The following is a 21,479-nucleotide window of genomic DNA, read 5'->3' on the forward strand; positions in this document are numbered from 1 at the left end:
CGAATGCTCACGTCCCATTTGGGGCGTGGGCCGTTCGTGCTTATTTTGTGCAAGGGTGTGGTAGCCCTCAGGACAGATAAGTGCATTCGGTTCCACGCCTTTTTTGTTTGGCAAAGCCGAAGTCCTTTTTGAATTTGAGTGGAAATGAAAACACTTTTATTTGGATGGGTAACACAATGGCAAAGCAAGAAATCAATACGGATTTTTGGGTACGCGACCTATTAAAAGAAGCAACAATAAACCTTGACGCTCAGGGCAGCTCTATTAAAGAACTCGATGATGCTTTAAAAACAGCTTCAAAAAAAGGCAACGGCAAAAAAGGATATCCTGAATACGTTGGTGTTGTCAAAGATTTTTTAATTGTCATTGAAGATAAAGCCTCTTTACATGATCACGAATTAAGGGATGACGACAACCTATATTCAATGGAACCAAAGAACGTTCAAAAATACGCCATGAACGGAGCGTTCTTTTATGGAAGACACTTGATTCAAAATACAACCTACAAAAAGGTCTTTGCAATCGGCGTCTCTGGTTCAGAAAAGAAACACCGAATCACTCCCATTTTTCTAGATGATCGATGCAATGTTTTCTATTTGGACGATGTCGAGTCCTTTATTTCCTTTAACGAAGAAAATATCGATGAGTATTACCATCGCGATGTTCTTAAGGAAAAAACGGACAGCGAAAAAGAACTTAAAGACATTCTAGATGATGCGAAGGAACTTCATGAACACCTCCGTAATTACGGAAATATGAAAGACGAAGAAAAGCCTTTGATTGTTTCTGGAATTCTCCTTGCCTTACGCGAACGTGATAAGAAAAACTTCAGCATAGATTCACTAAACGGTGATACATCCAAAACGGATGGACAAAAAATCTACGAAGCCATTAAAGACAGTTTCAACAGAGCAAACCTATCTCCAGTCACCAAGATTGATAAAATTCTTTCGCAATTCAGTATTATCAAAGATAGTACCAAGCTGAATGAAGTCAACAAGAATCTTGGAGAAACCCCTCTAAAGTTCTTTGCAAAATTTCTCGACGAAAAGTTGTATAGATCCATAAAATACAGCAAGACATCAGAAGATTTTCTTGGACGATTTTATGGCGAATTTATGCATTATTCTGGAGGAAGCGGTCAAACCCTTGGTATCGTTTTGACTCCTAGTCACATAACTGAATTATTTTGCGATTTACTTGATGTTAAAAACAGCGACAGAGTTTTTGATTCTTGCTGTGGAACAGCTGGTTTCCTGGTCGCGGCTCTTCACCGCATGTTATCTCAAACTAGCAAAGAAAGCGAAAAGAACGAAATTCGAAAGAACCAATTGTACGGCATAGAAATTCGTTCTGACATGTTCACTATCGCGACAACAAACATGATTCTTCGTGGAGATGGAAAAAGCAACCTTCAATGTGAAGATTTTCTTTTGCAAAATCCTAAAGAATTACAGAAGAACATCCGCGCAACCGTTGCAATGATGAATCCTCCTTATAGCCAAGGATCTAAGCAAGCACCCGACTTGTATGAAATAGCTTTCACCGAGCATCTTTTAGATTCTCTTGTAGAAGGAGCTCGTTGCGCCGTAATTGTCCCTCAAAGTTCTATGACAGGAAAAAGTAAGGAAGAACTTGCCATAAAACAAAGTATTTTGATGAAGCATACCTTAGAAGGCGTAATCATGCTACAAAAGGACACCTTTTATGGAGTCGGCGTGATTCCTTGCATAGCAATCTTTACTGCCGGAGAAAAGCATCCAAGTGACAAACTTTGCAAATTCATCAACTTTGAAGATGACGGCTACAAAGTCTCGCCACACGTTGGTCTTCTAGAAACAGATTGTGCCAAAGACAAAAAACAGCATTTACTAGATGTTTGGTTCAATCGTATTGATGCGGAAAATAAATTCTGTGTAAAATCAACAATAAAAGCCGAAGATGAATGGCTCCACAGTTTCTACTACTTCAATGAAGAAATCCCTTCAGAAACGGACTTTGAAAAAATCGTCAATGATTACCTGTCATTTGAATTTTCAATGATCATGCAAGGGAGAAAATACTTGTTTGAAAAAACAGAAAATACGCAATTACACGATCTTTGCTATAAAAACACACCCAAAATCAAAGAAAAAGAATGGCGAGATTTTTGGCTTTCCGAGAAAAATGACATTTTCGATCTCAAAGCGACATCAAGTGGTATAGATGGAAATAAGTTGATTCCAGGAGTCGGTCCCATTCCCTACATATCTCGTTGCGATAGCAATAACGGAATAAAGGCTTTCATTTCACCTCATCAAAAAGAGAAGTATCAAATGGATTTAGGGAACTGCATCAGTATCGGACTGGATACGCAGACCGTATTTTACCAACCCTATAACTTCTTTACCGGTCAAAATATTCAGATTTTAAGAAACAACCGTCTAAACAAATACAACGCTTTATTTCTAATTCAAGCCATACTTTATCAAATGGGGAAATTTAATTGGGGAGGAAATGGAGCTACATTAGGACGTTTGAAGCGAACAAAAATTTTGCTCCCAATCGATTCCAAAGGCAATCCCGATTACGAATACATGGAACAATACATCAAGAACCTTATGCTAAGAAAATACCAGGACTACCTTTCCTTCAAGGAATAATTTTTTGAGGCAAAAACACCCATCCCCTACGCCCTACACCGGCATCGGGGATTTTTCATTTTCAAGCGCATTCACATCCAAAGCCCACAAATCATGCATTTTGTGGATTGTCAGAAAAAATCTTTCGCAGCATATCCAAGGCTTCTTCCTTGGTCATGCCGTCACCTAAAATTTGAGAATCAACGACTTCTTCTTTCATGGAATCCAAGAAAGTCTCTACATCATGCTGGATTTTTTCAGGCAAGGTAATTCTCAAATCCGCCGATAACAAAGGAAGAAGCCTAAACACATCGTTCTTATGCTTCCTGTAGTCATCTGTATTGACGTGTCCACCTTTTTCTTTTGATTCTTTCAAGTTCATCCTTGCCTTCATTTTATACAGAATCAAATACTCCGGCTTAAGAACTCTAATGCCATTCAAAACATCACAGCCTTCACTTAAAAGATTGTAATAGCTTTCGTCAAGAATAATCGCAGACAAACTGGATACATCTTCTGCTATTGTGACTCGCCTAACATCCCCAGGAATAACTAAAGGATCAGTGCTTTTTGAGAGCAATTCTATCATTGAAGGATATCCGACTTGAGGATCGGTAAATCGATAGAAGCACGTTTTCGCTCTTTTTTGCTCACCACATGTATATTGGCCTTCTTTAATAAAATCCCAAAAAGTTTTTCCAAATTCAACATACCTTTGGGCATCAACAACCAACACCATATCGACATCTTTCGTTGAGCGAAACTTCAATCCGGCGTCTTCCATCAGGATAGAGCAAGCGGTCCCGCCGATGACGACATATTCGTCATTAAATTTTTCGAATTTTTCACGAAACTTTTCAAGGCCATTTACCATTGTACGGTCTCCATCATTTCTTCAAGGCATCCAACCACTCGTTCATCCTTGGATTCTTTCAACGACATATACAAAGAAAGAGGATCGACAACGCCATCTACGGCAAACAGCGAGGGATTATAACTCCATATCTGAACTTCAACCAGTTCCAATTTGCTGAACCACCTCAAACCAGCAGTGTAATCAATGACATTTGGGGATAAATCCTTTTTTTGACAGGCATACGCATCAATACGCGGAGCGTTCAACATAGTTTTTGCGGAAAGAGCAGTCTCACCTGCCTTCGGGAAGGCTTCCTTCAAGTTATCCTTTGTTACAATGATTCGCTTTTTTATGGGGTTTATTAAATAGGGTTTTGCTTTTTCCACCAAACTCGCTCCATTGTCCGTGCAAGTCATCAGAATAGACCGGCCATTCTCCTGCAATCGCACCAGCCCAAGTTTTTCCAGTTCCCGAGAATACCTGGATACTGCCATTGCATTTAAACCTGTTTCCTGAGCAGCTCGCGCCTTGGTCACATAAGAGTCTTTCACTTTGTACAACATGTACAAAAAAAGCAGCTGCCCCTGAGGCGTCATTTTTTTAGGAAGGTCATTATCATCTTTGTTACGCACACCTGCAGCACGGTTCTGGTTTTGCAGAGCCACTCCCAAAAACGGAAGGTAAATCAGGGATGTCGGCGCAATGAACGGAACTCGCTCTTGAATCAACGATTTACGCTGCGCATTAGAAGTGTTCCTAAAAAGAAACGCCACCGGTCTCGTCAAAACTTGTTCGTACTTTTTAATCTGCCTTGCCAAAGCTTCTGCATCAAAGGATTCTTCGCCAAGGACAGCGACAACAACAAAACGGACTCCCTCTACGCAAGCATTAAAGAACCCACGATTTTTCACCATGTACAAAGGCAAGCCCTTGGGTTGAACAGCTGCACTCACATTGCAGTCAAAACCATTTTCCAGGAAAATGCTCTTTACAAAATCGCAGATGTTCTCATTGTCAAAAAAGAAGAAAAAAGCCATATCTAAATACTCATTATAACATTCACTATCAAATGTAACATTTTAAAATGTTATAATCAAGTTTTTATGTTACATATTGTGGTTTTTTACTAAAAACAAGGAAAACATGTTAATAAATTGTTTATTTACTTTTCAAAGAAGACACATAATTCCGAACCCTAAGGCCTGTTTGAGCCTTAAGATTTCGTTGCTGTAGATTTTTTTGACAAAAGATGAAAATGGGTTAGTAAAAGAGGTCTCTTTTCCAATCAAATGTTTGGGGGAAGAACTACCTTCAAAACTCAGAAATTAAATTTGAATACTACCTGAATGGAATTCATTCTTCATATCCAGACTTTATTATGAGAGACAAGAAAGGTTCTAACCACCTTTTCGAAGTCAAGAGCGTCAACGTATCAAATAAAGCCCAATTTGACTCAGTGGAATACAAATCAAAAATCAACGCACTGAAGGACTGTTATAAGCTGTGCTCTATTCTTACAGGCGATTATTACTATTTACCGGTGTTGAAAGATGAGGATTGGCAAATAACTGTTTTTTATAAGGGTGAAGAAGACATTCTTACAAAGGAAATGTTTAAAAAATCTTTTGAAAGCCAATAAAATCGTTTCCGTATTCCGCATGTCTTTAAATAATCTAAAACACCCTCCCCCGACGCCTCTCACCGGCATCGGGGATTTTTTTCAAAGCAGCACCTCCAGGTAAGTTTTCAGAATTTTGGAAACCCTAAGTTTCTTCGCATATTCTGCAAGCTTATTTAAGTCCTTGCCATCCCATGCAGCGAACCTCTTAATTGCCACCAGCAACAGTTCGTTGCTTACGCGGGATCTGTTCTTGATCAAATCACAAATTGTTTTTTCCAGGTCATAGCAGCGAACGGTATTACCAAAAGGAGTTTTCACCTCCGTCACTCCCAAATCAAATAGTTCTGGCTTGCAAGTGAATACCTTGCAGGCATTTTTCAGAGACAATGACGGTGCATGTCCAAAGGGAACTGTTATTGAATGTTCAAAAGGAGTCCGTTCCGAGAAGCCGTGCAAGAAAAGGGCCGTTTCGTGAGAAATAATCAAATTATCTGAACGAGACGAAATCATGAAGATTTCATCTGGAATTGCATCTGGCAAAACATACTGCCCTTGCGCAACTCGGACTAGCTCGCCTAACTTGCACAAGGATGATAATTGGGCCCGCGAAACTCCCACAGACTCGGATTTTGAGGAAAGCACAACCCCATTGTAAGCAGCAGCCACATCTTTCAGCAAGCCAATTTCTTTTTTCTTTAAAACTCATATCATAAAATTACATCTTATTTTATGACATTTGTCAATAGCAAAAAAAATCCCCGAAGCGTTTAACTTCGGGGACCTTGTAAAATGGATTCTATCGGGGCGTTGCCCCTCCAGAAAAACGATTAAGCCTGGGCGCTTCGCGCCTAGCCTATGCGGCTCAGTCATGGACATGCAAGCATGTCCGCGACGTTCGCCTTGTTAGGCTTTTACCGTAGTGAAAGCAAAAGCTTCGCCGTCAGCGTCGTTAGCTTCGAGGCCATCAGCGGAAGCAGCCCACTTAATTGCGGTAGCTTGCGTTTCGCCAGCAATATAAGCTTCGTTTTCAGCAACAGCCTGCTTGAACATTTCACTGTCAGAGAACAAGGTCACTTCGATCTTGTCAGTGATGGTGTAGTTCTGTTCCTTACGGCGGTTCTGGATGCGGTTCACCAATTCACGGGCGACGCAAGCGCGGCGCAGGTCATCGGTAACGTTCAGGTCCAGAGCAACGGTAAAGTGGCTGTCTGCGTCCACGGCAAGGCCTTCCGGCACAATGCGCTGGATCATCAAGCAGTCAGCGCCCACTTCGCCAAATTCGAACTTGATTGTCTCGCCACCCTGCAGGGCCTTGATTTCGTCAGCGGTAAGGCTGTTGAGCTTTGCAGAGATGACCTTCATGTTCTTGGCGTATTCAGGGCCCTTAGCCTTGATGCCCAGGAAGTTGGGCTTTGCAGAAAGCTTCACCAGAACGGTTTCATCTTCAAGGAACTTCATTTCGCGAACGTTCAGTTCTTCGAGGATGAGGTCCTTCATGGTCTGGGCGACATCGAGTTCTACGGAACCGTGAGGCACCACAGTCATGGAAGCAATGGGCATACGGTTCTTTACGTTGTTCGTAGCGCGGATTGCACGGCCCATTTCCACCATGCCGCGGACCATTGCGATACGCTGCACCAGGGCTTCGTCCTTCAAGGATTCGTCTGCGCTGGGGAATTCACAGAGATGAACGCTAACAGGTGCGTTGGCATCCACTTCGCGAACGAGAATCTGGTAGATTTCTTCGGCCAGGAGCGGCAGGAACGGAGCAAGAATCTTGCTGAAGTCCACCAGCACCTTGTACATGGTTGCATAAGCTGCGTTCTTGTCGCCATCGTTTTCAGACTTCCAGAAACGGCGGCGGCTACGACGGACGTACCAGTTGGTCAGGTCATCCACAGCAGCGATGATTGCAGGCACCACGTTGTACAAACGGTAAGCCTTCATTTCCACTTCGACCTTAGCGGCCAGATCCTGCAAGGTTGCAAGCATCCAGCGGTCCAGTTCGTTTTCGGACTTCACCACTTCACCCGGATTCCAGTTGAGCTGGCCCTTGGCGGCGTCGGCATTGTGGTTAGAAACGAAGAAGCTCACGGCGTTCCACAGCGGGAGCATCACCTGCTTCACAATGCCCTTCACACCTTCTTCGGAGAAGCGCAGGTCTTCGGCCTTAAGGGCAGCAGAGTTGATGAGGAACAGACGGATGGCGTCTGCGCCGGTGCGTTCGATAAGTTCGTTGGGGTCCGGATAGTTCTTCTTGGACTTGGACATCTTGGAACCGTCTTCGGCCAAGATGATACCGTTCACAATCACGTTCTTGAAGGCGGGCTTCTGGAACAGAGCGTTAGAAAGAACGGTCAAGGTGTAGAACCAACCACGGGTCTGGTCAAGACCTTCGGCAATGAAGTCAGCCGGGAAGCTCTTTTCAACCAGTTCCTTGTTTTCAAACGGATAGTGGCGGCTGGCATAAGGCATGGAGCCAGATTCGAACCAGCAGTCAAACACTTCCGGAGTACGCTTGAATTCCTTGCCATCCTTCTTGATGACAATCTTGTCCACGAAGTGCTTGTGGAGGTCTTCCAGAGTTTCGCCAGTGAGGTCGGCCAGTTCCTTGATGGAACCCACGGCGATCATTTCGCCGTCGTCAGCAATCCATACAGGAATCGGGGTACCCCAGAAACGGTTACGGGAAAGGTTCCAGTCGCGGGCGTTGGCAATCCACTTACCAAAGCGGCCGCTCTTGATGTGGTCGGGAACCCAGTTCACGGTCTGGTTGTTTTCGACCATCCATTCCTTCAAAGTCTTGGTGACACCTTCTGCGTTGGTGACTTCGCCATCGATCTTCAAGAACCAAGTCTTGAGGGCGCGGTACAGCAGAGGCACGCCGGTACGCCAGCAGTGGGGGTAGCTATGAACGAAGGTTTCGTGCTTGAACACACGGCCCTGTTCCTTGAGGTAGGCGATAATGCTCTTGTCGGCTTCCTTTGCACCCAGGCCCTGCCACATGGGGACCTTGTCGGTGAACTTACCTTCGGTATCCAGCGGATCGAAGAGGCCCAGGCCAAGAGATGCGCCCAGCTGGAAGTCTTCTTCACCGAAGGAAGGAGCGATATGCACAGCACCGGCACCGTCTTCGTCGCTAACGAAATCGGCAACGTAAATTGTGTAACGCTTTGCAAGTTCTTCTGGAGTTGCATAAGCGTCGCTAATGTGGAACAAGGCTTCGTACTTGAGGCCAGCCAGGTCGGAACCCATGCACTTGTCCACGATGTTGGGCTGCTTGAAGTAAGCGCCAGCGCGGGTACCCATGACCCAGAACTTCTTGCCGTCCTGTTCTACGCAAACGTATTCGGCGTCAGCCTTCACTGCAATAGCGAAGTTGGAAGGAAGAGTCCAGGGAGTGGTGGTCCAAACCAGGATGTTGGAGCCAGCAAACTTGGCGTTATCGGAAACCAGCGGGAAGATAAGAGTCAAGGACGGGTCCTGACGGTCCTTATAGCCCTGGTTGGTTTCGAAGTTGGAAAGCGGAGTAGCAAGGGCCGGGCTGTACGGCTGAATGCGGTAGCCCTGGTAGATGAGGCCCTTGTCGAAGCACTGCTTGAACACCCACCACACAGATTCCATGAAGTTCTTGTCCATGGTCTTGTAGCCCTTGTCGAAGTCCACCCAGCGGCCCATGCGACGAACCGTCTTGCGCCATTCACCGGTGTACTTCAGAACCTTGCTACGGCAGGTTTCGTTAAACTTATCTACGCCCAGGTTCTGGATTTCGGCAACACCAGCCAGACCCAGTTCGTTCTGCACCAGAGATTCAATAGGAAGACCGTGACAGTCCCAACCAAAACCGCGAGGAACCTTCTTGCCCTTCATGGTCCAGTAACGGGGAACGATATCCTTGATGGTACCAGCCAGCAAGTGACCATAGTGCGGAAGGCCAGTTGCAAACGGAGGGCCATCGTAGAAAGTATAGGGTGCAGTTTCCGGACGGCTGTCCAGAGACTTCTTAAAGCTATCATCCTTATCCCACAATCCGAGCACGCGCTCTTCGATTTGCGGGAAGGTTTCTTCCTTAACTACTTCACGAAACAAAGCCATTATAATAACCTCGTAAAAATTTACGGCGAAAAGTTAGAAAATAAAAAAAGGGGGCAGCCCACGGCAATGTTGTTTTTGGGGTATTACTTGCAACATCCAAAACTCGACCATCAACCCATGCGTTTATCCGATAAGGACGACCTAGAAAAACTTATTATATTGTTATTGTATGAAGAAAAAAATCATCATCCTTATTTTTAACATCTTGTGCAATTCCTACGCACAAAGCATTTCTTCTAGTTCCAACACTCCTAACGTGAATATTTCATCAAGGTCTGAGCCGGCATGTGCAGTCCAGTCTATTCCCGGAATGCAATATTCAAAAACAGTCCATTATGTATATAAAGGATATCTATTTGATAAAGCCATAAACCTTCAAGGCACCGTTAATAATGTTGTTGAGTCAGAGGCCTTTGTTCTTGATAGTTTTTCTATTGAACCAAAAAGCAAAATAATTCAATTAAAAAACGTCACTATAGAAACTAGACACGATTACGATTCATCAATGGTTTCTGCATTTGACTCAAATTTTGTCTACGTTCCATACGATTCGTCAATACAAGTCGGAGATGGCATTTTCATAAAAAATTACTCCTCAATCTTTTTCGGTTACTGCAATGAAGCCGGAGATTTCATAAATTCTCCCAAAGGGTACGTTTCTGGAGAAATTGAAATAACACGCCCAAGTTCAACCCATATTATTAGATTACGAAAACCGAATCAAGAAAAAAATAAAGAACCTCGCAATAGAGACGCTTCAGGAAAATTTCTAAACAGAAAGCCTTCCAAAATAATTCGATACTAAGCAGACAAGTAGCAGCACTCCCCTACTTGTCACTTTTTCTTCTGTTGCAATCCCTACACAGCATCTGACAGTTCGTGTCGATTTACTAACTTTTTCTTCATGAAAGTTCTCATATGTGTACTGTTTGCATTCGTGTTGATTTGCTCCGCTCAAGAAACATCAAGTTCTAGTTCCAGTTATCCCCGTTCTTCATCCGCAGCAGATTCGCAAATTCGCTGCCCCGAAATCGAATACCACGGAATGCAAACAACCAAGTACATTCCCACCAGGCCTTACATCATAAATTGGGATCAAAACACCATAGATTTAAACGGAATTGTAGATTCTGTTGGCTTAGATACTTTTTTTGTTGATCAAAGTTACAAGCTTCACCTTATAGATTCATCTAGAGTCGCTGCAAAAATTCTAAAAATCAAACAAGTGGAGCTAGGTTCTGCCGAGAACACCATGAGGGAAGTCTTTGATTCCAACTTTGTCTATGCTCCCTTGAATCTAAACGTAATGAAGGACGACACAATTTCCATACAAGGTTATTCTGCAAGCGTTTTTCTTGATTGTTCATCCCGATACACAGTTCCTTACGGATTTTTTATGGGAACGTATTCTGTCGGCTCAACCTCGGACATCACTGGATTTAGAAGCGCAATTCACAAGCTACGCAAAACGGCTGAACCCAAGCACAATAGAGACGCCTCGGGTAAATACTTGACTAAAAAAAGTAGAATCGTCAAATACTAGGAATTTTTGAACAGAACGCGTCTCTTAAGGTTCGAACAAATCTTTTGCGGTCACTTCGGAATGCAACAAAGAACTATGGTTGTTTTTTAGGATTCCATCGACCGTCACGAAAGTATGCACTAGGCTTTTACGAGTTTTTGACGTCACCTTAAAAACAGATGCGCGTGCTTTCAGTTTTTCTGCATAATCCTTGCTGATCGCATATTGACCGTTAGTGAATTTGATTTCGCAAAGGTGTATCATCTTGTCTACTCTATCAATGAGTAGGTCGATTTGGGTTCCACTCTCGCCATCGTTCTCCGGCACGTAACGCCACGTACTCACCGCCGTTGCCATCCCTGAAATTCCAAGGGCCTTCTTTATTTGCCTAAGGTGAAGCAGACAAACCTGTTCAAACGAAAATCCTCGCCAAGAGACAACAGACGCATCGTTAAAATGATGCAGCCAAAAATTTTCGTCCTTTGAGTTGTTGTTTTTTACAAACTTATAGTAGAACAACGTATAGAAATCGATCAGCTTGTAGGCCGTATTCTTGACATTTTTTCCGAATTGTGTCATGGACATTATAAAATCGGAGCGTTCAAGGTTTGCAAGAATGTGAGTTAAACGTCCCCCAGAGACACCTGTAATTTCTGCGATCTCTTTTTTTTGTAAACCCTTCCTTTTTTGTGCAAGAGCTTCTACTACCGCAACATACTTATCAGCACAATTAAAAAGGGCTGTATAAAGTTCGTCAAATTCCCGCTGCAAGCTAGAACCATTTTTAAACATCAATTGATTGATATTCTGCTCTAGACTAAGCACCGGGTCCAACAGGCTTAAATAAAAAGGAACCCCGCCGAACGTCATGTAGCATTGGATGATTTGGTAATCGTCCCAGTCAAAACCCCGACTCTGCAAATACAGTTTGCATTCGTACAAAGTAAAAGGACTCAAATGAATTTGCCTCGTAATTCGGTTATGGAGTCCGCCTTGATTTTCAACAAGGTTGTTCACCATCCATGAAGACGACGAACCACATGCAATAAAAACAATGTCGTCACGAAATGCGACCCAAGAATTCCAGAAATATTCTAGAGCCTGCACGAAACCTGACTGCTTGTTGTCGATCCAAGGCATTTCATCGATGAAGACAACCTTCTTTCTAGAAACGCATTTTTCAAGGTATCCTTCCAACAAGCGAAAAGCCTCCATCCATGTGGATGGAACTGTGCAAGCCTCCTTTGAAAATCTGGACAGTTCTTCGCTGAAGTTCTTCAGCTGTATAGCCGTGGAACAATTTCTTGCACCCACAAAGCGAAAATCGTATGAGTCATTAAAGTAATTGCGAATTAATGCGGTCTTACCAACCCGACGACGACCATAAACCACAACGAATTCGGAACGGTCCGACTCCATGCATTTGGTAATTTCAAGTTTTTCTTCAATGCGACCAATGAAATCCGCCATACGACCTCCAAAGAGAATTATTTCCAAATCTATATAATTTTAGGCAGTTTTGGCAACAATTCTTAAAAATAATTTCCAAAACTATGTATTTTAACCCACATTTGGAAATTATTTTCATCGTTTCCTATTCAACAAATTCCAGAATTTCTTTTTTGTGCTTATAGAAATACTGGGTCCAGATTTTTTCCAGTTTATCGAGGGTGGCATCCGAAACGTCGTCCATAGAAATTCGTTCCCCATGGGCAGAGGGCGAAAGGACCTTCACGTTGTCGCTTCCAATATCGGCCATTACTTCAAAGTCGCTGCTCTTGCCGGAGCGGGCCACCCATTCGTTAAGCACGTAGCTTCCCCAGCCAAGCAATGTCTTGTTGCCCTTGGTCTTTACCATCATGTCCATGTCCGTATCAAAAGTCAAAATACGGTAGGTCCCGCGGTCCTTCGTCTTGTTCAGGCCCGCATTCAAGACAGCGATGGGTGAATTCGCCCACATGCCTCCGTCACAATAACAGTACTTGCCGTTAGCATCAAACTCCACATCAAAATAGGTTGGAGCCGATGTAGAAGAGAGTACCGCAAACCACTTCTCCGTCATGGAGTCACCGCGGTCCCAGACCTTTTCCACAGACTTGCCGTTCATGCGAGTCGTCGGAATGAAAATAGGCTTTCCCCACTTATCGCAGGTTCCTTTTAATTTGTCCTGAAGAAGCGTTTTCAAATGGGAATGATCGTAGGTTGGGCATTTCCAATCCAGCAGTCGTTTGTACCAAGGATATCTCTTGAAAATCAACTTCAGATTTTCACGGTATAGCTTATGAATTTCTGCGGCGGAAAATCCCTCGTTCAAAAGGGCGGCCACAATGGCACCTGTAGAGGTGCCGCCAAAGGCAAACGACATGTCCGCCAGCTTCTTTCCACCAAGAGCCTTTTCAAGTTCAACCATTAGCGCCACAGGGCCCATGCCCAATGCGCCGCCACCATTAATCGATATAGCAAGTTTTTCTCTTCTCATAGTCGTGTAATATTAATTTTTTACGAGGCACTTTATTATTATTCCTTGTTGAATTTTTAAGTGTACTAGGAATTTTATGAGCTTCATTTCCGTAGTTCCATGGAACGGCCACAAGGCCGCCGCCAGTTTTACCTTTGACGATGCTTCCGAAAGCCACATTACCAATCTCGCTCCGCTTGCAGAAAAATTGGGCATCAAGGTCACCTGCTTTTTGACAGGCGACAGCTGGTATTTCCGCCACAACTATGACAAGTTTTTGCAGATGGCGCAAGCCGGCCACGAAATGGGCAACCACACCGAAACCCACCCCAAACTGACCCAGCTCAGCGACGCCGAACGCCGCCACGAAATTCTGGACTACAAGAAATTCCTCCAAGATAAATTACCGGGACTCCCCTTCAATGTCTTTGGAACACCCTACTGCGACAACAACGAAGAAGTCCAGACCATCATCGGTCAGGAACATTACATCAGCCGCGACTGCCGCGGCTACGGTCGCATCACCTGGGACAAGGAACCCAACTGGCTATCCATGGATTCCAAGGCCTGGCAGCGTTCCCTGAACACAGTAGAAGAATTCCAGCAAATCGCCCGTGACACCGACGCCGCAGGGGAATGGATTATCTACATGAATCACGGTGTCGACGAAGACCAGAATAACGACTATTCCATCGACCCCAACGACCTGGTCGCCATCATGCAGCAAGCCAAGGATCTGGACATGTGGATCGCTCCCTTCGGCACAGTAGGCGCCTACCATCGTGCAAAGTTTGCATTAGAAAATGCAGAAGTCCGCTGTGAAAATGTGAGCTGCGCAGACCCGTCACAAGGCCGCTGCTACCAAGTTCGTTGGAATCGCCCCCACGCAAAAATGCCTGCTAATGTTCCCGTAAAAATCCGCGTGAATTTCGGCACTGAACTTGCAGGTGGAAACTATAAGGTCATTCAATGCGGCAAGGAGCTGGCGCCCAACAACGGCGGAAGCTACACCATAGAATTCATGGAACAGGCGTTGAGCATCATCTCTTAAAGGGAAATCCCTTTTTAAGAAGTTGACAATGCAAAAAAATCCCCCGGCCTTAAGCCGAGGGATTTTCAGTTATAAGGTCCGACCGAGCCGCGACCCTATAAAACTACTTTACAGCAACCTTGCTCATCTTGTTGCCAACACGGACCATGTAAACGCCCTTGTTGGGAACAGTGATGGTCTGGGCGCCGGCGAATGCCTTGCTGGAAGCAACCAGCTTACCCTGCATGCTGAACACTGCGATTTCTGCACCGGCCTTAGCACCGCTAACGGTGATGTTCATGCCAGCAACAGAGATCTTTGCCACGCCAAGCTTTGCAGCAGCTGCAATTGCAAACGGATTGTTGGGATCGATGACACCCGGATTGGTCGGGTCGGTAACGCCCGGATTAGTCGGGTCTGTTACAGACGGGTCGGTATCGCCCGGATTAGACGGGTCAGTAGTGGTACCCGGGTTAGTCGGAACATCGCCAGAAATCTTAATGCCGGTGATCTTGGCCGGATCAATCACGTTCTTGGAGCCATCGAGGAATTCAATGGACTTCACAGAAACGGCACCGTAGCCACCCTTTGCATCCTTCACTTCGAACTTGAGGCCCTTAACAGAGGCAAGGATTTCATCTCCACCAGGAGCCTTGTTCTTGTCAACCCAGCTAAGGATAGTGATAGCGTCGTCTTCGCTATAGGAACTGCAGCTCTTAGCAAAGCCAAGGAAGCCATAGTCGCAAGGAGTCATGTCATAAGTGATTTCGGTATACTTGGCGCTAGCATTCTTGATGAAGATACCCGGTTCTGCACCAGCTTCAGCAGTCTTACCATTGAGAATTGCCATGCGGATGGGGCCTTCGGCCTTAACACTGATACGCAGGTACTTAACACCGAGAGCCTTCAGGTCTACACCGGTTTCAGCCTTGTTGAAAGACATTGCAATACCTGCAGAAGGATACTTCAGGAGGCCAGCATCTGCAGCAGCCTGAGTCCATTCCGGTTCCGGGCCGATTTCCATGATAGCATCAGCATAGATGCCACCATCACGAACGAACAGCGGAGAAGAACCAGAGTCCGGAGACATCTTGGTGCCGGTTTCCTTATACTTGTCGTGGTATGCACCCCAGTTCCAGAAGCCGGAAATACCGACAGTGGTATCGCCCTTAGCCATCTGAGTACCATCAACACCGGAATCAGAAGAGCGCATCAGGCTAGGATCCGGAGTAAACTTGGTAAAGCCGTTAATCTCATAGAGGTTAGGCATGTTACCAGTCATGAGCAAGAGGTAAAGAAGGTTCAAGGTAGAAGGATAGTACTTTTCACCCTTCACGGAACCTTCGCCACAGCCCTGAGCAGTTTCACAGCTCTTGAGGGCGCTCAAAGTCTTGTAAACAGTTTCCATGTAGTTCTTGGCATCATCGGTACTCAAAGAAGAAGTTGCCAAGCCAAGACCGCCAGAGAAGGTGGAAGAAACAAAGTTACGCTTAACGCTGGTTTCTGCTTCACCGTTTACATAGTAACCGGAGTTAACACCACTTGCTGTGAGGGTTGTGGGGATAAGCCAGTTTGCAACCTTCTTATTGAAAGTCAATGCATCGGAGTCGCCGTACCAGTAGTAGGCCCAAGCAGTACGCCAGGGAGTACGGGCAGCATCATCAAAGAAGCCTGCTGCTTCGGACTGAGCTACAGAAGCATTGGTCTTGGTAGGCTGATGAGAACCCCAAGAGCACCAGTCAGAAACAAGGCCGGTAGAGGAATTCTGGCAAGCCAGCAAGTCCTTGGCTACATCAGAACGATGGGTTGCCCAGGAGGACTTTCCAGTTACCTTTTCGAAGAGCTTGAAGTTGGCAAGGCCAGCATAGCTGGGGTTGAATGCATCATTCCAGTTGCTACCGGGCTTCAGCTGGCTGCCATTAAAGTCGTTGGTTTCAATCCAGCTGATAAGCTTCTTTGCATCATCGAGATACTGGGTGTTGCTCCACTGGACAGAAGCCTGGACAAGAGCAAGAGCAGCGTCAATATCGGAGTCCGTTGCAGAACCGGTACCACCATCGCAACCAATACGCCAGTGCATGCCGCCGTTGGTGGGAGCATTGCCTGTCCAAGTGCTATACAGCTTCTTGAACATGGTTTCGTCGTCCATGTACACGGTAATCAACATGCCGTAGGCGATTGCTTCGGAAACGGTAGAGCAGGTGCCTTCCGGAGAAAGAATCCAGCCCTTGGAAGCATCGTACCAAGCGCCCTTCCAGATATTGTAATGAGCCTTGATCATGTCGGTGTCGGCAAAGGGAACAGTATAGCCGTTGGGGCTCTTCATGTTCTGCGGGAACGGGTACTTACCAGCAGTTGCTGCAACAGAGGTCAGCAAGGTGGCACCCACCATTATCTTAAAAATATTATTCATAGGACTTCCTTTTAAATCCAACCCAGTTTGCCCTAAATATAAATTGAAAAGGAAAAAATCCGCACCCCAGCCATTGTAATAAATCCGTTGCATTTCCGGGGCATTTTTACTGAAAACCGTCATAAAACGCAAAAAAACGCCTATTTCCAAGGCGTTTTCCCGTATTGTATTCTATTGTTTACAGCCTATTTTTCGTTCTCTATTTGTTCGCAGCAGTCCCTTGCTTAGCAAGCTTCGCCTTCTTGCGCTTAGTCTTAAAATGAAGGTAAATCGGACTTGCCGTATAAAGAACCGCTATCAAGCCCAAAGTGGCCTGGGGAGTATTCATATTCGTAATTCCCCAACCAATGGTAATCAAGGGCAAATGAAGCAAGTACGGATAGAAGGACGCTCTTCCCACAGTTCTCACAATGGGAACGCAAAAAAGCCTTGCCAAAAATCCCTTGGCGGGAATCAAGCTCATAATAAAAAGTCCACTAATCAGGATTGGAGCGGAATGACGTACGATAAAGTATGCAGCCGGATGATGCACCCAATTTTGCCCAGCAAAACAAGCAACGTATAGAATCACCAGTAAAAGAGCCTGGCAAATTCCAGCCACAAAGTTCTTTTCCAAGAATGCGAATTGACGTTCTTGGTAAAGACGGAAAATGATCATGCCAAAGAAATACTCACAGACATGCATAACCGGGAACATATGGAAATATCGAAAGCGGACACCATAGTCACCGGAGTAAACGTCTGTAAGCCCAAAGACAAGTCCCTGGATAATTCCCGGTATAAAGGAAACGAAAAATAGCGCCCAAAGCCACTTGACGTTTTTTACCTTAAAGAAAAACTTGGCAGCAGCAGGAGTAAACGCATAGCAAATAAAGAAACCGGTCAGTGCCCAGGAGGGCTCATTCAGTTTCATTCCCTGTTCTGGAACCAAGGACCAAAGCAAACTCAAGTGAAGCAAGAGGCTTCTAACCGGATGGGACAGGTTTTCGAATCCCTGCATAAAGCCGGAGCCAAGTTCGCCAAAACTATGAGGCATTCCGTGCATTCCAGAGAACTTGAAGACCAGGGCAAGGAACATCAATACAGTACAGATGAAATGCAACCGATAGAGTTTGGCTATTCGGCTGAACATGAAGGGAATCACTGGAATTCGACGATCCGGGTCGCTGAACTTACTAGCAAAGAGAAAGCCTGCCAACACAAAGAACAAGCCTGCAGAAAAGGCGGGACCGCTGACTATGGGCTTTAGCCAGGTATACTTTGCGGCATAATCAAAAGCACTGGATGAAGCCAAATGCAGAAACACAATGTTCAAGGAAGCTAACAGCCGAAGACCATCGATAGCAGGGAAATATCCTTTGGCGCTCTTGTATGAAAATTCTTGCTTTAATTCAGACATAATTATTTTTCTTTATCGCGGGAGACAGAGGGCATTATGGATGTCTTGCTCAGGAGGGCGCTTTCCTTGGAATTCACAAGACGTTTCTGTTCGCGCATGGATGCAAGCGCCTTGGAACGACGGCGAGCGGATTCCTGAAGGTTCACGGATTCGTCGTATTCGTCAACGATTTCTCGACCGAGAATTTCTTCCAGAACGTCTTCCAGACTGACAACACCTGCAATGGCACCCCACTCGTCCACAAGCCCCACGATATGACAACGCTGCTTCAAGAAGCGAAGAAGAAGCTTGTCCAGAGTAAGACTGTCGGGAATCAACTGCAGAGGACGCATCAGCTGGCGGAGCTTGATATCGCGGTGACCTTCGGCCAGCTTGTTGTAGGCATCGCGGCGGAGGATGATACCCACCCAATTATCCTTGTTCTTGTCGTACAGCGGGATGCGGGAGAACGGCCAGTTCCCGCGTTCATCAAGAGACTCTCCCAGAGTTTTATCTGCTGCAAGAGTGAAAACAACCTGACGTGGCGTCATCACCTTTCGCACTGGAATGGACTTCAATGCAAGAATGTTCTTGATAACAACAGACTGCTGACGGTCAATTACATCCTCACGAAGGCCAAGGCTTACAAGGCTGTTGATGTCATCGATACTCACATCTTTCTTTTCCTCAGATTCGTGAGTCCAATGTTTTGTAAGGGTCAGGCAAAGCCAAATCAATCCGGTACAGGAAAGCACCTTTGTAATGTAGTAGAAGGCCACCGCCACAATCGGGGCCACAATCTTCGCCTGCTTCACACCAAGAGTCTTGGGGGTAATTTCACCGAAAAGCAGGATGAGAATCGTCAGCACAATGGGTAAGGCCACCTGCCCTGCCGGAGGCAAGTTCTTTACCGCCAGAGCCGTAGCCAGGGATGCGCCCACCGTATTGGCAATAGTATTCACAACAAGAACAGACGCAATGTAACGGTCAATATTGTCCTTGACGTGAGTCATGTAGCGGGCTGTAAACTTTTTCTGTTTCTCAAGCAACTCTATAGATGCAGGCGGAATGCTATAAAAGGACGCCTCCGTCACAGAGCAAAAGGCCGACGTCAAAAGACATCCCAAAACAGTAAGTACAATGTAAAGCATTAACGATCACCCCACATTTCTGTTCCCCAAAGAATCGGATCTACTGCCCACAATTTGATAGACTCCATTTCTGATACGAAATCCATGAAGGCCCTTGAACTGGGCATGGGAACCATATAGTCCGTGTCTGTATTCAACATCATCAAGTCGACATCCGTGGAGGGGCTAATGTCGGCCAGCTTCTTTGCGGCAGCAATAGCATGGTCTATGCCTCCAACGTCATGGATAAGCCCGGCATTCTTCGCTTCCAGGCCAATCATAACACGGCCGCCACCATAGACGCTGTCTACAACAGCCTGGGGCACTCCCGTGGCGTTAGACACAACCCCTGTGAATCGGTTATAGAAGTCATCCATGTATTCCTGGAGTGCGGCCTTTTCTTCGTCCGTCCAGGGACGGGTAAATGAGGTTGCATCAGAGTAATCGTGGGTCTTTACCGATTCGCTACGGATGCCGACCTTGGAAAGTAGACCGGAAACATCGATCTTGCCGCCATAGATACCAATGCTACCCACAATAGCCATCGGCTCTGCAATGATGTAGTCCGCACCGCAGGCGATATAGAAACCGCCCGATGCTCCCATATGGCCAATGCTTGCCACCACAGGAATTCCCAATTCGCTGACATGACGCAACGCTGCCCAGATCTTGTCTGAGGCAAGGGCACTTCCACCCGGAGAGGAAATACGGACAATCAAGGCCTCTGCACCGGACTGAGGCAGTTTTCTTAGCGATTCCAAAACAGAACGTTCCATTCGCGTATCTATGGAACCGTCAATATTCAACACAGCCAACTGCGTGCGATGAGTCCAACTTTCATTGAACAGCTTACGATCAGTCGGTCTCCACGTACGGAAACTGGCGTAAGGGGCATCCAAGTCAAAGAAGGTCTTCAGGGCATACGCCGGCACCTGATCTATATAAAGAAGCGTATCCACCAATCCAAACTGCTGAGCAGACTTGGCCGTTACCATAGGCTTCGAGGCCAATGTATCCAGATAATTTGCGGCAGCCTCCAAAGGCATCTTCTTAGCCAACTTTCGATTGGCGATATAGGCCTCGATAACAGTCCACATGCTATGGTATAGGGAGTCCCGATTTGAGCGAGCCTCCACAGACATGGAGTCGGCGATGTAAGGTTCTACAGCAGCCTTGAACTGACCATGGCGAAGGAACTCCACCTTTACACCCAGCTTGTCAAACAAACCCTTGTAGTATAAGGAGTTGCCACCAAGACCTCGCCAGTTAAGATGAGCAGAAGGCTCCACAACAATACGATCAACACTTGACGCCGCCAAAAGAACCGACGGGCGAACATCATCCATATAGGCAATCACCTTGCTGCCCCGCATCTTCAATTTCATGACAGAGCGGTTAATTTCATTGGACACCGCAAGGCTTCCCTTATATCCGGAAAAATCAAGAACCACAAGGCCACAGGCCGGATCGCGAAGAAGATGTTCAAAAAGATTTCGAACCTTCCAGATGCTAACAGAATTCTTTCTGAAGAAGGCGAATTCCTCATCTCGCTCAGAAACCTCCATATCCAGCGGAACACGGATTATCTGGGCGCTCATGGAGGCTCTCGGATTGCGGGCAGCATGATACCCCCAGGCGCCGCCCTTAGGCAGCAGGTCGTCATACACATGGATAGCCGCATTGTTGTAACCGCCAAAGGTCGTAGAGAACGTCAGACGGAAATCTCCATCGCCATACAAAGGTATTCTAAAGCCCCACCTGAAGCCGTAGGATTCTAGTTCTAGCAAAAGCCTGTGGTCCTCGAAATTTTCCACATCATAGCTGACGCTAAAACTATTCCCCAGACGCAAAGTTGCCCCGAGATTTTGAACCCTTTCCTGTGCCTGCGGGCCCACATAAAGCAAGTTATCGCAGGAATATCCCAAGGAAAGAAAGCGGAAAGGACGGATCAAGACGCCAGGCGCATAGCTCCATTCCGTGCCGTTGAAATCAGAGCTTCGGAACGCAGTTACGCGATGGCCAAAAAAAAGTGCCCTGTCAAACAAATCAAAGGAATGGGTCAGCCCCCATCGAGATTCGTCAAAGCCATGAGGCCCCTGGAGATAGTCGAATCCTGCAGCCCAGTTATCCAGGTTGCCGCCAATCCGGAAATTGGAAACCTCATTGTCGTAATCGTAGGAGACTAAGGCGCCCTTGGAATCAAAAGCCGACACACTCGCCGGGTTACCCCAGATGCCATGTTCGTTTTCCAAGGATACAAATCCTGATTCGCCAGGAATATAGGCCAAGGCGGCACTCGCCAAGGCTAGTGCCATAAAACCAAGTAGTCTACCATTCTTAAAAGTCATAGAAACT

General features: G+C 45.9%; 15 protein-coding genes. 5 read left to right on the top strand and 10 right to left on the bottom strand.

Translation table 11 applies throughout. From position 1 onward, the window contains the following. The first annotated feature begins 176 nt into the window (after positions 1-176). Complete coding sequence (locus MJZ26_00465) at positions 177-2,642, top strand: N-6 DNA methylase (protein MCQ2104239.1); 2,466 nt, start codon at positions 177-179, stop codon at positions 2,640-2,642. A 91-nt stretch (positions 2,643-2,733) separates the two neighbouring features. On the opposite strand, the gene MJZ26_00470 is transcribed toward MJZ26_00465, so the two are convergent. After that, positions 2,734-3,495 (bottom strand): hypothetical protein, encoded by a 762-nt coding sequence (locus MJZ26_00470; GenBank protein ID MCQ2104240.1) that lies wholly within the window; start codon positions 3,493-3,495, stop codon positions 2,734-2,736. Beyond that, positions 3,489-4,514: a hypothetical protein gene (locus MJZ26_00475; GenBank protein MCQ2104241.1), complete on the bottom strand. Its 1,026-nt coding sequence runs from the start codon at positions 4,512-4,514 to the stop codon at positions 3,489-3,491. The genes MJZ26_00470 and MJZ26_00475 overlap by 7 nt, the downstream gene beginning before the upstream one ends. Positions 4,515-4,855: 341 nt before the next feature. On the opposite strand from MJZ26_00475, the gene MJZ26_00480 reads away from it, so the two are divergent. Beyond that, the gene (locus MJZ26_00480) at positions 4,856-5,116 is read left to right on the top strand and encodes a hypothetical protein (protein MCQ2104242.1); all 261 of its coding nucleotides are present in this window, start codon (positions 4,856-4,858) and stop codon (positions 5,114-5,116) included. Positions 5,117-5,197: 81 nt separating this feature from the next. Here MJZ26_00480 and MJZ26_00485 read toward each other — a convergent pair whose 3' ends face one another. Continuing rightward, positions 5,198-5,776, bottom strand: a complete 579-nt coding sequence (locus tag MJZ26_00485) for a hypothetical protein (GenBank protein MCQ2104243.1) — start codon at positions 5,774-5,776, stop codon at positions 5,198-5,200. 225 nt (positions 5,777-6,001) lie between these two features. Further along, positions 6,002-9,193, bottom strand: coding sequence for an isoleucine--tRNA ligase (gene ileS, locus MJZ26_00490; protein MCQ2104244.1), 3,192 nt, complete (start codon positions 9,191-9,193; stop codon positions 6,002-6,004). A gap of 169 nt (positions 9,194-9,362) precedes the next feature. On the opposite strand from ileS, the gene MJZ26_00495 reads away from it, so the two are divergent. Together MJZ26_00495 and MJZ26_00500 are read left to right on the top strand one after the other, a co-directional pair. Then, positions 9,363-9,998 carry a hypothetical protein gene (locus MJZ26_00495; protein MCQ2104245.1) on the top strand — a complete coding sequence of 212 codons (636 nt, stop codon included), beginning with the start codon at positions 9,363-9,365 and terminating at the stop codon, positions 9,996-9,998. Positions 9,999-10,238: 240 nt separating this feature from the next. Further along, complete coding sequence (locus MJZ26_00500; GenBank protein ID MCQ2104246.1) at positions 10,239-10,736, top strand: hypothetical protein; 498 nt, start codon at positions 10,239-10,241, stop codon at positions 10,734-10,736. Between the two features lie 24 nt (positions 10,737-10,760). Here MJZ26_00500 and MJZ26_00505 read toward each other — a convergent pair whose 3' ends face one another. Beyond that, on the bottom strand, positions 10,761-12,185 hold the full coding sequence (locus MJZ26_00505) for an ATP-binding protein (protein MCQ2104247.1): 1,425 nt from the start codon (positions 12,183-12,185) through the stop codon (positions 10,761-10,763). Positions 12,186-12,309: 124 nt separating this feature from the next. Beyond that, complete coding sequence (locus MJZ26_00510) at positions 12,310-13,194, bottom strand: hypothetical protein (GenBank protein MCQ2104248.1); 885 nt, start codon at positions 13,192-13,194, stop codon at positions 12,310-12,312. 76 nt (positions 13,195-13,270) lie between these two features. Between MJZ26_00510 and MJZ26_00515 the strand changes: the two genes are divergently transcribed. Beyond that, on the top strand, positions 13,271-14,224 hold the full coding sequence (locus MJZ26_00515; protein ID MCQ2104249.1) for a polysaccharide deacetylase family protein: 954 nt from the start codon (positions 13,271-13,273) through the stop codon (positions 14,222-14,224). Between the two features lie 103 nt (positions 14,225-14,327). Here MJZ26_00515 and MJZ26_00520 read toward each other — a convergent pair whose 3' ends face one another. The 4 genes from MJZ26_00520 to sppA form a co-directional block, all read right to left on the bottom strand. Then, positions 14,328-16,616 carry a glycosyl hydrolase family 8 gene (locus MJZ26_00520; protein ID MCQ2104250.1) on the bottom strand — a complete coding sequence of 763 codons (2,289 nt, stop codon included), beginning with the start codon at positions 16,614-16,616 and terminating at the stop codon, positions 14,328-14,330. A gap of 199 nt (positions 16,617-16,815) precedes the next feature. Beyond that, positions 16,816-18,015 (bottom strand): acyltransferase, encoded by a 1,200-nt coding sequence (locus MJZ26_00525; protein MCQ2104251.1) that lies wholly within the window; start codon positions 18,013-18,015, stop codon positions 16,816-16,818. A 2-nt stretch (positions 18,016-18,017) separates the two neighbouring features. Then, on the bottom strand, positions 18,018-19,145 hold the full coding sequence (locus MJZ26_00530) for a hemolysin family protein (GenBank protein MCQ2104252.1): 1,128 nt from the start codon (positions 19,143-19,145) through the stop codon (positions 18,018-18,020). Next, a complete protein-coding gene (gene sppA, locus MJZ26_00535; GenBank protein MCQ2104253.1) occupies positions 19,145-21,472 on the bottom strand; it encodes a signal peptide peptidase SppA in 2,328 nt (775 codons plus the stop codon). The genes MJZ26_00530 and sppA overlap by 1 nt, the downstream gene beginning before the upstream one ends. Positions 21,473-21,479 lie beyond the last annotated feature (7 nt).

This window comes from Fibrobacter sp., from assembly GCA_024398965.1.
In the GTDB taxonomy this organism is placed as follows: domain Bacteria; phylum Fibrobacterota; class Fibrobacteria; order Fibrobacterales; family Fibrobacteraceae; genus Fibrobacter.